This is a genomic window from Paenibacillus sp. Soil522, from assembly GCF_001428245.1.
Taxonomy (GTDB): Bacteria; Bacillota; Bacilli; order Paenibacillales; family Paenibacillaceae; genus Pristimantibacillus.
In genome coordinates, this window is sequence record NZ_LMRV01000034.1 from 55728 (window position 1) to 71018 (window position 15291).

Consider the following 15291-nt stretch of genomic DNA (forward strand, 5'->3'; position numbering starts at 1 on the left):
TGCCCGATGTTTTTCTCGCTAAGAAGCCGGCTGATGGCGGCTTTCTCTTTGCTGCTTATCGTCCCGTTCATTACGCTCGTGCTCGTGCTCAGCCAAGAGTCGTCCAAGCTTATTCGGCAATCGATCGAAACGTCGACTTCTCAGACGATCGAGCAATTTGGCTCACATGTCAATACGTCTATGACGCAGGTTGAAGAAATCGGCAATCAAGTGATGAGCAACCGCGTGACGCAGGAATGGATCACGGCTCAAATGAGCCGGGAAAGCTCGGTAGAGGAGCGTCTTCTCGCCAAGCAAAAGCTGCTCGAGTATGTATCGTCGTATTCGATAAACAATTCCAGCGGTATCTCCATCGGGGTATTCTCTAACTTCGGCGGCGGTGTATGGACACAGGACCGCACCTATTTGGAGCAGGATTGGTATGCGCGGTTTATCGAAGAGGATAAGCGCTGGACGAAGGCGCATTCGGATCCCGACCAAGCGGATACGATAATGAAAGCCAGATTAGTTAACAGTTATATGCTTCCCTTGGTACAATTGCAATCGTTTACAAAATCAGGGTTTGTGAAAATCAATTATCCAACCTCTGTGCTGCGGGATGCTATCGAGAAAATCCGTTTTGGAGAAACCGGCCGGGCCTACCTGCTGGCCTCGGACGGCAGCAGCGTGCTTAACCAGCAGCTGCCGGAGGAAAGTGTGTCGATATTGTCGGCAGGCCTTGCAGAAATTAAAGCGGCGCAGAGCAATGCGACGAGCGGTGTCTTTCCGATTAAGAGAGAAGATGACAGCTATTTATTGTTTTATCGATATTTTGAAGAGCAGGACTGGTATGTAATCGGAGAGGTTCCCGAGAAGGAGCTGTTCGTAAAGATCGATCAAATCCGCCGGACGATGCTGTTTATTAGCCTGATATTGCTGATGCTTGTTATTCTTGTCGCATTCTGGCTCTCCTACGGCATTACAAGACCGCTTACGTCGATGGCCAGAGCGATGAAGCATGTCGAGCGGGGAGAATTTGCGCAAGCCTTCAGCATGATGCCGTCCGTTCGCACCGGTCATAGCGAGGTCGGCTACGTGACGAGGGTATTCGAAAATATGACGACAAGGCTGCGCTATTTGATAGAGACGGAGTTCGAGACGAATCTGCGACGCAAAAATGCAGAGTATAAGGCACTGCTGCTGCAAATCAATCCGCATTTTTTTAACAACACGTTAGAAATTATAAGCGGGCTTGCCGCAATGAAAAAAAATGACGTATTGATGGACGCGACGGAGGCGCTGGGGCAAATGATGCGATACTCGCTTAATTTAAATAGTGATTTGGTTAAGGTGAAGGAAGAGATGAACTATATTCGCGATTATTTGTTCATCCTGCAGCTGCGTTACGAGGAACGGCTTCATGTCGAGATTGAAGAGGATATGGCAGCCAGTCAACTGATGATTGCGAAATTTATATTGCAGCCGATCGTAGAGAATGCTGTTAAATACAGCTTGGAGGAGAGCGGCGTAGCGAAAATTTCGCTCCAAGTGAGAACGGAGCAGGACCGTCTTCACATTGCCGTGGCAGACAACGGGATCGGCATGGATGCTGCATTAATCGCGCATTTAATGGGAGAGCTGAGCAATGCGGATTCGGTCGATATTTTGAACAGCGGCGGGGACAGCATCGGACTGCGAAATGTGCTGGCGCGCTGCCGGCTATATTATGGGGAGCAGCTTAAGGTTAGCATTGAATCGAGGCGCGGCGAAGGGACTGAAATTCGAATCAGTATTCCCGCGGTTAAGGGGTGAGAGACGTGTACAGCATTATTATAGTCGATGATGAAGCGGGTGTACGGAACAGCATAAAAGCGAAAATCGATTGGAACGCCGCCGGCTTTCAAATCGAGGCTGAAGCGTCGAACGGCGAGGAAGCGCTGGCGCTTCTGCAGGAGCGCCGCCTTCCGGACGTGCTGATAACCGATATCCGCATGCCGCAGATGGATGGCATCGGGCTGATTACGGCTTGCAAGCGATTGTATCCGTCGCTCAAACTCGTCGTATTATCCGGTTATTCCGATTACGCTTATATGCAGGCAGCCATTCAGGCCGGCGTTAAGGATTATTTGCTGAAGCCGGTTGGCCGCAAGGAGCTGGCCGCACTGCTAGAGAAGCTGTCAGCAGAAATTGCTTTAGAGCAGACCGGTGAACAGCTGCAGCGGGCTGAGCAGCTGCAAAGAGAGCAGCAGCTGCTCTCCCTACAGGAGCAAATGCTGCTAAGGCTGGTCAAGGAGGAGTTTTACAGCCTCTTGCTTATTAAGGAAAGGCTGGAGCAGCTGCATTTGTCGGCGCTTATTGATGAGCAGCTTCAAGCCCAGTTCATTGCGGTCGAAATGAGAGTGCCGACCGGCAGGCTTGGCGATGAACGCGAGCATATCGATCTGCTGCATATGGCTTTCCAGATGCTTTGCCGGGAAACGGCAAGCGGATATTCGGGCATTCATCCTTTCTACGATGCCAGCCATCCTACGATGATGCATTTTTTAGTGGAAATAGCGGAAGCGGGTGAAGGGGCCGATTGCACGGAACGGTTTATTCGCCAAATTAAACAAAATATACAAAAGTATTTGAGGCTCGACTCCGTTATCGGAGTGGGAGAAAAGGTTAACGGCGTGCGGCTATTCAAAAACGGCTATTCATCCAGCATGCTCTCGTGGAGCCGCAGCACGATTCACGGAACGAATGGAGCGGGTGACCCTGGGGTACAGGATTTGATAGCGGCTTTTTCGCCGGAAATAGAAAGGCAGCTTGTCGTGTCCGTGGAGAACGGCGACTACAAGTCCTATTCGGCGCTGATTGAGCGCATTATTCCGCGGGGGATCGATTATCCGATGTTTACCTTCACCTTTATCGCTTCGCGCATCCTGCTCCTTTTTCATTCTATCGCCAAAAAGTATGAAGCGGGGGAAGCGGTGCTGCAGAAGCGGATCTGGGATTGTCAAATGACGATCGGTGACTTTCATTCGCGGGAGCAGGTACTCGGGCAGCTGGAGGAGCTTGCGCGTCTGGTCATGAAGGAAGCGCTGAAAACGCGGAGCTCAAGCGGTCAATCTATCGTGAAGGCCGTTCAAAAATATGTGGATGATAATTTTGCCTATGAGCTGACGTTGTCCTCGCTTGCAGGGATGTTCCACCTTAACGAGACGTATTTGTCAGGCCTGTTCAAACAGCATGCAGGCGTGACATTCAGCGAGTACGTTACGAGCTTGCGGATGAACAAGGCGGGCGAGCTGCTCGCGCAAAGCGAGCTTAAGCTGACGGATATCGCGATGCTCGTCGGTATTTCCAGCTCCAGCTATTTCAGTACCTCCTTCAAAAAATATTACGGCATGAGTCCTAAGGAATACCGGGAACGGCAGCACGAGAAAACATGAATCTGATGTAAAAAGAAGGACGTTCGTCTTGCAATAAATACAGATTATAAGTGAGCATGCGAAAAAACATGCGCATCTTACATTGGTATTGTTTGATAGCACCGCGGCGCTCCATTTCTTCGAAGTCTAGCCTAAATCACGAATACAAAGATCGCTTTTTTCAACCGTCTTCACTTGCCCAGAGCCGTATAATCCGTCATTGTTCTTGCCACTTCCCACGTCAACGTGCAAAAATGTACCGGTTATTAATTCATATTCCAGTTGAATTTTCATGCCCGATGCGTGTGCACTGCCACCCGATCCTTAATAGCGATCCGCGTATTGATCCGGGAGTTGAAAAACAGTGGAATCCAAAATCCGAATCCGTTTGATATACGCATCAACCGGTAAGGAATCGAGATAGAGGAAGCTATTTTTTCATGGAGAAGTGTAGAAAACAGGGATCGAGGAAACGCACATCCGATGCATTAAAACGTTGATTGAGACCTTCCGCGCTCATCGAAAGGTCGGTCCGTGCATCCAACTGACCACATAAACATGTGAGGGGTTTGGTGGATAGATCTTCGTTGAAAAAGGCGCATAGCGAGATGAAATCTCGCGCAGTCAGTTTACGTATTCGACGGATAAAGCCTGTTTTTTTGGCAAGTGCCTCGAGCTGGGATCGGGAAAATGTGATTGTAATTCTTGTGCCAGGAGCTGCATTTCATCACTGATAGAAAGAGGAGTTGGTTTCATAATAACCGTCCCGCCGCTTTAACATGATAAGTATTGTCGGACTAATTCCCAGTATCCCTTACATAAACTAAATTAGGCGTAGACTACAGATGCAAAGGGGGGGGGAGAGTAGTCATGGCATTGAAAATATGGGTTGCCCGCAACAACGATACACTCCGAATCATAGCGGAACAGAAGCGTATATCGATTGATGATCTCATAACAGTTAATCCATCCATCGAATACCCCGATCAGAACATCGCTGGTAAGCTGGTAAACCTTCCTTTCGTCACGGAATCGGACATGAGGCAAGCCGCTATTCCTCCGACTTGTCCCCAACCATCAGAATATATCGATAATTGGATTCCTTTGACTCCATTGGAAACCATGGCGGAAAACGAATACGATGTTCTCATTGTAGGTACAGGTGCCGGAGGAGGAACCATGCTCTGGAGACTGTGCGAACAGTGGCGGAATAACGGTAAACGGATTGGCATTATTGAACGAGGAAGCATTGTTATGCCATCACATGGCCGCAACCTTCCTATGATGAATCGTACTCGTCTTACACAATTATATCAATATGTATCAAAATCTTTGCAAGGCTCCTTACCGGAGTTTATAGGGGCAAGAGAAGTTATATGCCTTGGGGGAAGGACCGTGTTCTGGGATTTAGTTACTTCACGCCTGGATTTGTCCCTGCTTCCGGATTGGCCGGTTCCGCTTCGTGAAATGGACACCTATTATGCCATGGCCGAACGGGTCATGAATGTCACCCAAGAATATGCCAAAGGGTCTTCGTTAACGGAGAGTTTGCTCACTCGACTACAAGAAGGCGGTTTTCCCGAATCGAGATATATGCCGATAGCTGCTGATCTTCAGCCGACAAAGTTCGGGGAAGTTCACGCGGATGTTTTTTTTAGTTCGTTTTCTCTGCTGGCTAAAGCTTCATTCCTCAGATCTTTCGATTTGGCTATAAATGCCCGTGCAGTTCAAGTGCTGGTCGATCAGGGGAAAGCAACCGGCGTCAAGGTCATGTCTCCGGATATGAGATCTTTTATTCTCAAGGCAAAAACGGTCGTATTGTCGGCCAGTACGTATGAAACTCCGCGTTTGCTGCTCAATTCGGGTATCGAGGGAGGGGCGGTCGGCCATTACATGACCAATCAAGTTTTTATGCTGGCTCCCGGAAAAGTGAGGCGCAGCGAATTCACGGGCATTGCAGGAACTCTTGCCATATTAATTACTGGAACGCCGGAAAAGCCCTATCAAATACGTCTAATAGGGCCGAGCGGTTATGATTGGTATCCATCTTCCGAAGAAAAACCGTTCATAGATGAGCTGGACATACTTCTCCAATGTTTTGGCAAGATTGATCCGCGGTATGAAAACAGGGTCAGTCTCAACCCTAACAGAAAAGATGAATACGGAGTACCGGAAATAGAAGTATTCTTTTCTTTCAGTGAAGCAGAACATGCCGAAATTCAAAAGATGTTGGAAACTGTTAAGCAGATTTCTTCCGTCGTCGATATCACCATGGGTGAAGTCTGCCTTGTACCTACCGGAGATTTGCATCACACTTCGGGTACGTGCCGTATGGGGGATGATCCTTCGACATCGGTCACGGATCAGTACGGTCAAGTTCACAGCATTTCCGGACTGTATGTGGCCGACAACAGTGTTTTGCCATTCATCGGGTCCGGAAATCCAACGTTGACAACAGTTGCGCTAGCCATTAGAACGGCAGATCATATCATCACGCTAGCGTGAATATTTCATGAGCATTTTTTTCATTTTGGGGGTGTAGGTATTTCTAACTTGATGGGCATGTGTAATCACCCCCATTTTAAGCAATAATTATCCATATCAACGGTATCAGAACAAAAAGAGTAGCTGATAGCGCTAAAAGCTATTTTGCTATTTCGCGTTCCAAATTCAAAAAGATGACCCAAAATCCGGGGTCATCTTTTTTTATGTCCGCCTTCATAATGAAATCCCCGCCTCGATCATTAGTCCCAAAAACTTTGAAAGTCCTGACCCGAGCATTCTGAAATTAGTGTGGATTTCTTTTTGATATATTGATCATGCAGCAGCAATTCAAAGTGCTTTCTCCCTGTTCCGGCAGGGCGGGAGAGCGGAAAAAACGAATTCGGGGGTTGGCCGTGAATAAAAATTGGATCTTTTACACCGTGATGGTTTCGCTTCTCATAGCAACGATAGGCGCGGCAGCAGTATTCTCCTACTCCGAGGAAGAAACCGCCGACGCGGTGGCATACAAGCTAACGGATGCAACGCGTCCGTCAGAAGGCATCCTGCTGGATGCCGGCAGCCTGAACGCCCCGCATACGAGCGCGGGCATCCTTCCTGAGTGGAAAGGAAGACAGCATATCGCGCAGTGGAAGGAAGGCGAGAAGCTCGAATGGACGGTTAACGTTGCAGAAGAGGGAGATTATGAGCTATCCCTTGGCTACTATCCGCTAAAAGGAAACGGACAGCCGATCGAGTTCATGCTTTATGTAGACGGTGAAGCGATCTCTGATCCGTATGCGCCGTTTGAGCTTAACCGATTGTTCTACGATGAGCCGGGCGCGCTTCGGAAAAGCGGCGGTAACGAGCTTCGGCCAAAGCAGCTTGAAGGAGAAGTTTGGCTCCACACGAAAGTGGCTGCTGCAGGAGAGATGGAGGATGGATCTTTGCGCCTCTCGCTGAAAAAGGGCGAGCATGTCATCAGGCTTGAAAATGTGAGAGAGAGCGCAGCCGTCGATTATCTCCAGCTGACAAAGGTAACGGATGCGCATGATTATGCGGATTACAAAGCGTCGAAAAATGCTGGCGCCGCTGCTGAAAACAGCAAAGCGTTCATTACGGTTCAAGCGGAGCACGCTTATGCCAAGTCGGCTTCGGGCTTGTTCCCGACCACCGACAGAACGTCGCCGTTAACGACGCCGTATAGTCCGACGCTGCTCCGAATCAATACGATCGGCGGCAGCAACTGGGACAGCCCGGGTCAGTGGATCAGCTATAAATTCGAGGCGCCGGAGGATGGCTGGTACAAAATCGGCATCCGCTATCACCAGAACAAGGTGAAAGGCTCATTCGTCTCCAGGAAGATCGAGCTGGACGGCAAATTGCCGTTTAAGGAAATGAATGCTGTACGTTTTCCTTATGAATTGAAGTGGAACATCATGGAGCTGGGCGAAGAAACAGGGGAGCCTTACCTTTACTATCTCGCGAAGGGCGAGCATGAGCTTAAGCTCGAGGTCACGCTCGGCGATATGGCGGGCGCAGTGAAAAATATTCAGCAAATGGTGTACGACCTCAATCAAATTTATCGCAAAATCGTGATGATTACAGGCGTTAAGCCTGACGTCTACCGCGATTATGAAATTGACAAAAGCGTACCTGGCCTGATCGAACAGTTCCAGAAGCTTTCCGCTCAAATGAAAGAAGAGGCAAACAGGCTCGATGAGATGTCCGGACAAGGAAGCGCAGGCTCCAGAACGTTAAAACTGCTTGCTCTTCAGCTTAAAGGCTTCATCGACCGGCCGGACCAAATTCCGAAGCGGCTGGAAAATTACAAAACGAATATTACAGCTTTAGCAGATTGGATGCTCAGCGCCATGAAGCAGCCGCTGGAGCTTGATTATTTGTATATTGCTGCTAAGGATAACGTACGGCCGAAGGAGGAAGCGGGGCTTCTTGCGCAAAGCGTACACGAGATTCGCGCGTTCGCAGGCTCGTTCCTGCAAAATTACGATTCGATGGAAGGCAGCGAGGATGCGGAGCGCTCCATCCAAGTATGGACGGGACTCGGCCGCGACCAAGCGTTTGTATTAAAACGGTTAATTGATGAAACGTTCATTCCCGAAACCGGAATCAGCGTCAATCTGAATCTCGTCGGCACCTCTCTTGTAACGGCCGTCATGGCGGGCGAAGGGCCGGATGTCAATCTATTTACAAGCCGCGGCGATACGATGAATCTAGCCGTTCGCGGAGCGCTGACTCCGCTGGATCAGTATGGCGGGTTCGAGACGATGAAGAAGGAATATATGGACTCTGCATTCGTTCCGTACCAGTACAAAGGCAGCACATTCGCCATACCGGATGAGCAGGAATTTTTTATGCTTTTCTACCGCAAAGACGTGTTGAAGGAGCTTGACATCGAGCCCCCGCAAACATGGGAGGAGCTGCTCAAGATCGCTCCCGTGCTGCAAAACAATAATATGCAAATCGGCTTGCCTTACGAGAATCTGGATGCATTCCAGCTGCTGACCAAAGGAATCGGCTCGCTTAATCTGTTCCCGACGCTTCTCATGCAAAGCGGAAGCGGCATCTACAATGCCAAAGAGGACGGAACCCGCTTCGACGAGCCGCAGGCGTTCACAGCCTTCAAGCAGTGGACGGATTTCTACAACCTGTACGATTATCCGCTCTATAAGGATGATTTTAACCGGTTCCGCACCGGAGAGATGCCAATCGTTGTCTCGACCTACAAGCTTTATACCCGTTTAGCGGCGGCGGCGCCGGAAATTACCGGCACTTGGGACATGGTGCCGATTCCGGGAATGAAACAAAAAAACGGATCGATTGACCGTTCGACGGGCGCGACGGGCACAGCATCTATCATTTTGAAGGATGCCAAAAATGCGGATGATGCATGGACTTTCATGTTGTGGTTCAACCGGCCGGAAATTCAAAGCCAGTTCGTCAGCGAGCTTGAAAATGAGATGGGCATGCTGGGCAGAAGAGTGCCGGCTAATCTGATCTCATTCGAATCAACGAACTGGAGCCGCGCCGAGCAAGCGAAGCTAACCGAGCAGTGGAAGCAGGTCAAAGAAATTCCAGAGCTTCCGGGCGGCTATTATACGTCAAGAAACATCGATAACGCGTTCCGTGAGGTCGTGTTCCAAATGGGCAACGCAAGGGAGAGCCTCTTCTATTGGAACAAGGACATCAATGAAGAAATTATACGAAAAAGGTATGAATTCGGGGTGGAGCAATGAAAAAATCGATAACCCAAACGATCGGCAGACATAAGGAAAGCTATTTACTGATGACGCCGTACATGATTTTCTTTCTGCTCTTCACGATCCTTCCTGTCGTGCTGTCGATTGTACTCGGTTTTACTTATTACAACATGATTGAGCCGCCGCGCTTCATCGGCTGGTATAACTATATCCGGCTGTTTCTGGATGACGACATCTTTATCATTGCCGTCAAGAACACCTTGTTCTTTGCCTTCGTCACCGGGCCTGTCAGTTATGTGCTCAGCTTCCTGGTCGCTTGGATGATCAACGATCTGTCCAAAACGCTGCGCTCCATTGCGACGACCGTGTTCTATATCCCGACGATTATCGGAATATCCGTATTCCCGATGTGGCGCTTGATTTTCAGCCCGGATGCTTACGGCTATTTGAACGGCATGCTGATGGGACTGGGAATCATAAGCGACCCTATCGCATGGCTGCTGGATAAGGAATACATTTTGCTCATTCTGATCGTCGTTCAGCTTTGGATGAGTCTAGGCATTAGCTTCCTCGCCTTCGTAGCAGGCTTGCAAACCGTAGACCGCAGCTTGTATGAAGCGGGTGTAGTGGACGGCATTAAAAACCGGTTTCAGGAGTTGTGGTACATTACGCTGCCCTCGATGATTCCGCAGCTGATCTTCGGAGCGGTCATGCAGATCGTCATTTCCTTCAGTGTAGCGGATGTGTCCATCCAGCTTGCAGGGTTTCCGAGTACGGAGTATGCGGGCGAAACGATGGTGACCCACATTATGGATTACGGCAGCATCCGTTACGAGATGGGATACGCTTCCGCAATGGCGGTCGTGCTGTTCTTCATGATGGTGTTCACGAACCGGCTCGTAACGAAAATATTGCAAAAGGTCGGAATTTGATTGCAGGAGGACATCCATGTTCACGATAACTACCAAAAAATCCGGCATGAAAGCAAGGCGGTCATTAGCCGGCAACATCGCGATATTCGGATTCGTGGCGCTTCTCGGTCTTTTCTCCGCGTTTCCGTTCATCTTCGCTGTTATTACGTCGCTGAAGCCGATTGACGAGCTGCTGCAATTTCCGCCTCGCTTGATCGTCATGAGGCCGACATTCAATAACTTTTCGGATTTATTCCAACTCGCATCCAATATGTGGGTTCCGCTGTCCCGGTACATTTTCAATACGGCGCTTATATCTATCGTAGGTACGGTGCTGCATGTGCTGTTTGCGGCCATGGCGGCTTACCCGCTTGCGAAGCATAAGTTCCCGGGAAAAAATATTTTGTTCTCCATTATTGTTATGGCGCTCATGTTTGTCCCTCAGGTGACATTCATACCGCAATTCGTGCTCATGTCACAGCTCGACATCGTGAACACCTACGCGGCATTGATTCTGCCATGGATCGGCGCTTCGCTCGGGCTGTTCCTCATGAAGCAGTTTATCGAGCAGCTGCCCGATGCGATTCTGGAGGCGGCGCGCATTGACGGCGCAAGTGAGTTTAAAACGTTTTTCTCGATCATTTGGCCGAATTCGACGCCTGCGATTATGACAGTCGTCATCTTTCAATTCATTAATCTATGGAACTACGCGCCGAAGGAGCTTATTTTCGACGAATCGCTCAAGGTGTTCCGAATGGCGCTTGAGCAAATCGTGGCAGGCGACCCTATCGCGAGGATGGGTGCCGGGTCTGCCGCAGCGGTCATTCTGATGATCCCGCCCATTATCGTATTTATATTGCTGCAAAGGAAGGTCGTGGAGACGATGACCTTCGCGGGGATCAAATGATGGAGATTAGAGGTGGAGCCATGAAAATCAAAATGGTGCTGGCTGCGGCGCTGCTTCTCCCGATACTCGCCGCAGCGCCGTTAACCGTAAAGGCCGAAGCGCCTTACCAGTCTTATGTATACGACGAATGGGATAAATCGAAAGCGGCCCCGGCCAGCTATTTGCCTGAGCGTACGTATTCGGGAATCCAGGCAGGAGCCGGAGCGTTCAGCGAGCCGCAGGATCTGTTCGTGGACAAGAGCAACGCCATCTATGTCGCGGACACCGGCAATAAACGAATCGTGAAGCTGAATGATCGCTTCGAGACGGTTGACATTATCGACAAGCTCGAATGGAACGGCAAAGAAACGACGCTTGCCGCGCCTACGGGACTGTTTGTTGCAAATGAAGGCACGATGTTTATCGCGGATAAGGATAACGGCCGCATTCTTCGCGTAGGAGCGGACAAGAAGGTGCAGCTTGTCATTGAGAAGCCGAGCGATCCGCTCATCCCGGAAGGCTTTCAATTCAAGCCGACGAAAGTGGCCGTGGACCATGCAGGGCGAATTTATGTGCTGTCGGAAGGCCAGTTCTACGGCCTTATGCAGTTTAACAGCGAGGGAAAATTTACAGGCTACTTCGGAAGCAACCGGGTGGAAGTGACGCCGGCCGTCGTGCTCGAGACGTTCTGGAAAAACCTGCTATCGAAGGAGCAGCGCTCGGCAATGATGAAGCTGCTGCCGATCGAGTACTCGAACCTCGACATCGGTTATGACAACTTCGTCTACACGACGACGATTATATCCAAAAACTCGCGGGAAGAGATCAAGAAGCTGAATCCGCTTGGCAACAACGTTCTGATGGGAAAGCAGGGAGCGGCCGATTTCGGTGACAAGGAATTTTCCTTCAAGCAGGGGGTTAAGCAGGATACGTCGTTCGTCGACCTAAGCGTCGATGCGGACGGCTTCATCGCCGGGCTTGACCGGACGAGGGGACGCGTATTCGAATACGATTCCGAAGGCAATCCGATTGCGGTATTCGGCTCGCTCGGCAATCAGAAGGGAACGTTTCTGCAGCCGTCAGCAGTGGCATATTGGAAGGGCGAGGTGCTGGTGCTCGACACGGCGAAGCGCAATTTAACGAGATTCGCGCTTTCGGAGTACGGCGCTCTGGTGCGTAAAGCGACGGTGCTTTACAACCAGGGGCTATACGAAGAAGCGGCCGTAATCTGGCAGTCGGTGGCGAAGAGAAATGCCAATAACCGTATAGCCTATGTAGGCATTGCTAAGGCGCTCGAGAAGGAAGGAATCTATGGCGAAGCGCTTTCCTATTACCGGCAAGGAACGGACCGGTCCGGCTACTCCGATACGTTCGGGCAAATTCGGATGCAGACGGTGCGCGACAACCTGCCGGTCATTATGACGATTTTCATTTGCGCGGTGGTCGGCTATTACGGCTTTAAGGCCGTTAAAGCAGCCAGGTACAAGAGACGAAGGGAGGTTAACCGATGACGGCTCCGGCTGTTTCTCCAAAGAGACTAAATCCGTTCAGCACTTTGCTGCATCCTTTTGACAGCTTTTATTCCGTCAAGGAGGACGGCAAGGGCTCGCTGCTTGTTTCAGGCATGATCGTGCTCGTCTTTTTCATCGCCTCGATCTTCAAGCGCCAGAGCACGGGCTATACGTTTAACCTGTCTGATCTCAGTGCCTTGAATGTTTGGCTGATCGCGGCAAAAACAATCGTGCTGTATGCGCTTTGGGTATCGGGCAACTGGGCCGTTGCAACGTGGATGGACGGCGAGGGCAAAGCGAAGCAAATCGCGATCGTCAGCGCGTACGCCATCGTTCCTTATGTGGCGGCGGTCATCGTATCGACGCTGCTCAGCAGGGTGCTTGTACAAGAGGAGGGAATGTTCCTCGGCTATATGACGACATTAGCGATGATATGGAGCGCGGTTCTGATGTTTATCGGCATGCTAACCATTCATGATTACGGAGCGGTTAAGACGCTTCAATCGTTCGCTATGACGTTCGCGGCAATGGGAATCGTTATTTTCCTGGCGGTGCTGTTCTATACGCTGTTCCAGCAGGTATATGTGTTCATCTATACGGTATATAACGAAATGCTGTTCCGCTTATGAGGCAGAACGTTGATCAGAAAGGGGAAGGCAGCATGAAATTGCGAATATGGACGGCTATCCTGGCGGCAATGCTGCTTGTTATAACCGTAACGGGCGGCGCAGAAGTTCATTTTGCGGCGGGCCAGACGAAAAAAGCGGAGCAAAGCGGCGATAAGATTCGGGCTGCGGATACCGGAAGGCTCACGCTCGATTATATGCCGGCTACAGCCGGGATTATCGTGACGGATACAGCGTCTGGAGCCGTCTGGACGAGCAATCCGGTCGACCTTGAAGCGGATAAGCTGGCCAAGGGCGCCAAAAAAATGGATCTGTCCGCACAGCTGCTGCTCGATTACGTGGATGACCAAAATAAGCCGTTCCAGCTAAACAGCTTTACGGGAAGCGTTAAGGAAGCAGCGCCGGCATGGAGCAAGGTGCAGGGCGGCATTGAAGTGACGTATCAGTTTCCGAAAGCAGGCTTTACGGTGCCCGTCCGGTATACGCTTAGCGGCGATGCATTGTCGGCGGCGATCGTAACGGAAGGCGTTAAGCAGCAGGATAAGTTCAAGCTTGTCAATATTAGTCTGCTTCCGTTTTTCGGGGCGGCCGGCAGTGCGGATGAAGGCTATCTGTTCGTACCGGATGGCAGCGGAGCGCTAATCAACTTCAACAATGGCAAAAGCAGCTACAAAAGCTATAACGAACGGGTTTACGGCGTGGACCAGGCACTGGATTATCCAAGTAAAACGGATCAGAAGGAGACGGTCAGACTGCCCGTGTTCGGCATGAAGAAGGATGACTCGGCCTTTATCGCGGTCATTCATAAAGGCGCTTACCAAGCGGGCATTACGGCCGAAGTGAGCGGCAAGAACAATTCGTACAATAACGTCTTCAGCTATTTGAACCTGATCGAATTCGAAACGAATCTGCTGCTGGAAGGAACCTTGAACGAGAAGCAGGTTACCCGTTCTTCGCAGTCGCTGACAGGCGGCGCAGATTATGAGGTCAAGTATTACTTTCTAAACGGAAAGGATGCTAATTACGCGGGGATGGCAGGCAAGTACCGCGGCTATTTGCAAACGGAGCTGGGCGTAAAGCCAACGTCCTTGCAAGCCGCAGCGGGCGGGAAGCAGCTTCCTATGCTCGTGGATTTTGTCGGCGGCGTGAAGAAGAAAGCGACGTTTCTGGGCGTTCCTTACAACACGGTAGAAGTGCTTACTTCCTTTAAGGATGCCGGCAAAGCGGCGGACCGCTTGCTGGCGGACGGAATCTCGAACTTATCGGTCCGGCTTGAGGGCTGGTCGGCGGGCGGCGCGAAGGGTGAAATTCCGGTCTCGCTCAATGCGGAAGGAAAGCTTGGCGGAAACAAAGGCTTCAAAGCGCTGGCTAAAAATCTGGAGTCGAAAGGCGTCGCTTTTTACCCCGTTGCGGATCCGGTCAAATTGTATGAAGGCGGAAACGGATTCAGCAAGTTTTGGGATGCTGCGAAAGGTATTAGCCGGGCGCCCGCGCTGAAATATGATTACCGTTTGAGCGATCAAACGAAAAACAAGGATATGAAGCTGTGGTATTTGCTGAAGCCGGCATCGGTGAACGAGGCGGTTGACCGCTTTACCGCTGCCGCGGCAAAGGGCGGCCTGAAGCATGCTTCGCTGCAGACGGTCGGCTCGGTCATCTATTCGGACTTCCGGCGCGACAGCCAGCCGAAGAACGTGACGGGCGCCGTATGGGAAAGCGGCCTGCAGAAGGGGCAAAGCAATCTGGGCGGCCTCATGTTCGATCAGCCGAATGCGTATACCTTCCCTTATGCGCAAAGCTTGTCCGGCGTTCCGCTGTTCTCGAGCGGCTTTGACTCGGAGGATGAGGAGGTTCCGTTCTACAGCATTGCGCTGAGCGGACTGCTGCCTGCTTACAGCGAGCCTGTTAATCTCTCGAGCATGCCGCAGCGCTATTTGCTGAAATTGATCGAAACCGGCACATATCCTGCCTTTAAGTTTATCGCAAGAGACTCCGCGCTGCTGGCAGGAACCGAATACGATTCACTTTACAGCGCCGATTTCAATCTGCTTTATGAGGATATGAAGGACCAATATCATCGCTTGAACGAAGCGCTTGGCGAAGTAGCGGGAATAGCGATTAAGAACCATGAGAAGCTGCAGGACGGCGTATACCGCACAACGTTCGAAAACGGCAAAACAGCCGTTGTCAATTACAACAATGAGGGAGCTGCCGTTGGCGCTGATCAAATTCCGGCGCTCAGCTATCTCATCCGTTAGGAGGT

General features: G+C 50.7%; 9 protein-coding genes. All 9 read left to right on the top strand.

Annotation, left to right across the window (positions count from 1 at the left end; all coding sequences use genetic code 11):
* Nucleotides 1–6: 6 nt before the first annotated feature.
* The 9 genes from ASG81_RS10475 (at nt 7) to ASG81_RS10515 (ending at nt 15286) form a co-directional block, all read left to right on the top strand.
* Nucleotides 7–1791, top strand: coding sequence for a cache domain-containing sensor histidine kinase (locus ASG81_RS10475; protein ID WP_056633045.1), 1785 nt, complete (start codon nt 7–9; stop codon nt 1789–1791).
* 5 nt (nt 1792–1796) lie between these two features.
* A complete protein-coding gene (locus ASG81_RS10480; protein ID WP_056633050.1) occupies nt 1797–3413 on the top strand; it encodes a response regulator transcription factor in 1617 nt (538 codons plus the stop codon).
* An 849-nt stretch (nt 3414–4262) separates the two neighbouring features.
* Complete coding sequence (locus tag ASG81_RS10485; RefSeq protein WP_056633052.1) at nt 4263–5897, top strand: GMC oxidoreductase; 1635 nt, start codon at nt 4263–4265, stop codon at nt 5895–5897.
* Between the two features lie 392 nt (nt 5898–6289).
* On the top strand, nt 6290–9130 hold the full coding sequence (locus ASG81_RS10490; protein WP_056633056.1) for an extracellular solute-binding protein: 2841 nt from the start codon (nt 6290–6292) through the stop codon (nt 9128–9130).
* Nucleotides 9127–10026, top strand: coding sequence for a carbohydrate ABC transporter permease (locus tag ASG81_RS10495; RefSeq protein ID WP_056633059.1), 900 nt, complete (start codon nt 9127–9129; stop codon nt 10024–10026). The genes ASG81_RS10490 and ASG81_RS10495 overlap by 4 nt, the downstream gene beginning before the upstream one ends.
* Before the next feature lie 16 nt (nt 10027–10042).
* Nucleotides 10043–10912 carry a carbohydrate ABC transporter permease gene (locus ASG81_RS10500; RefSeq protein WP_056633062.1) on the top strand — a complete coding sequence of 290 codons (870 nt, stop codon included), beginning with the start codon at nt 10043–10045 and terminating at the stop codon, nt 10910–10912.
* A 20-nt stretch (nt 10913–10932) separates the two neighbouring features.
* Nucleotides 10933–12402 carry an NHL repeat-containing protein gene (locus ASG81_RS10505; protein WP_162255014.1) on the top strand — a complete coding sequence of 490 codons (1470 nt, stop codon included), beginning with the start codon at nt 10933–10935 and terminating at the stop codon, nt 12400–12402.
* Entirely contained in the window at nt 12399–13031 is a 633-nt protein-coding gene (locus tag ASG81_RS10510; RefSeq protein WP_056633066.1) for a Yip1 family protein, read from the top strand. The genes ASG81_RS10505 and ASG81_RS10510 overlap by 4 nt, the downstream gene beginning before the upstream one ends.
* 32 nt (nt 13032–13063) lie before the next feature.
* Nucleotides 13064–15286, top strand: a complete 2223-nt coding sequence (locus ASG81_RS10515; RefSeq protein ID WP_056633069.1) for a DUF5696 domain-containing protein — start codon at nt 13064–13066, stop codon at nt 15284–15286.
* The last annotated feature ends 5 nt before the right edge of the window (nt 15287–15291 follow it).

Excerpts from the sequence above, each read along its gene's own strand:
- ASG81_RS10505 (WP_162255014.1), top strand. The coding sequence starts at position 10,933 with ATGAAAATCAAAATGGTGCTGGCTGCGGCGCTGCTTCTCCCGATACTC.
- ASG81_RS10510 (WP_056633066.1), top strand. The coding sequence starts at position 12,399 with ATGACGGCTCCGGCTGTTTCTCCAAAGAGACTAAATCCGTTCAGCACT.
- ASG81_RS10495 (WP_056633059.1), top strand. The coding sequence starts at position 9,127 with ATGAAAAAATCGATAACCCAAACGATCGGCAGACATAAGGAAAGCTAT.
- ASG81_RS10500 (WP_056633062.1), top strand. The coding sequence starts at position 10,043 with ATGTTCACGATAACTACCAAAAAATCCGGCATGAAAGCAAGGCGGTCA.
- ASG81_RS10485 (WP_056633052.1), top strand. The coding sequence starts at position 4,263 with ATGGCATTGAAAATATGGGTTGCCCGCAACAACGATACACTCCGAATC.
- ASG81_RS10475 (WP_056633045.1), top strand. The coding sequence starts at position 7 with ATGTTTTTCTCGCTAAGAAGCCGGCTGATGGCGGCTTTCTCTTTGCTG.
- ASG81_RS10515 (WP_056633069.1), top strand. The coding sequence starts at position 13,064 with ATGAAATTGCGAATATGGACGGCTATCCTGGCGGCAATGCTGCTTGTT.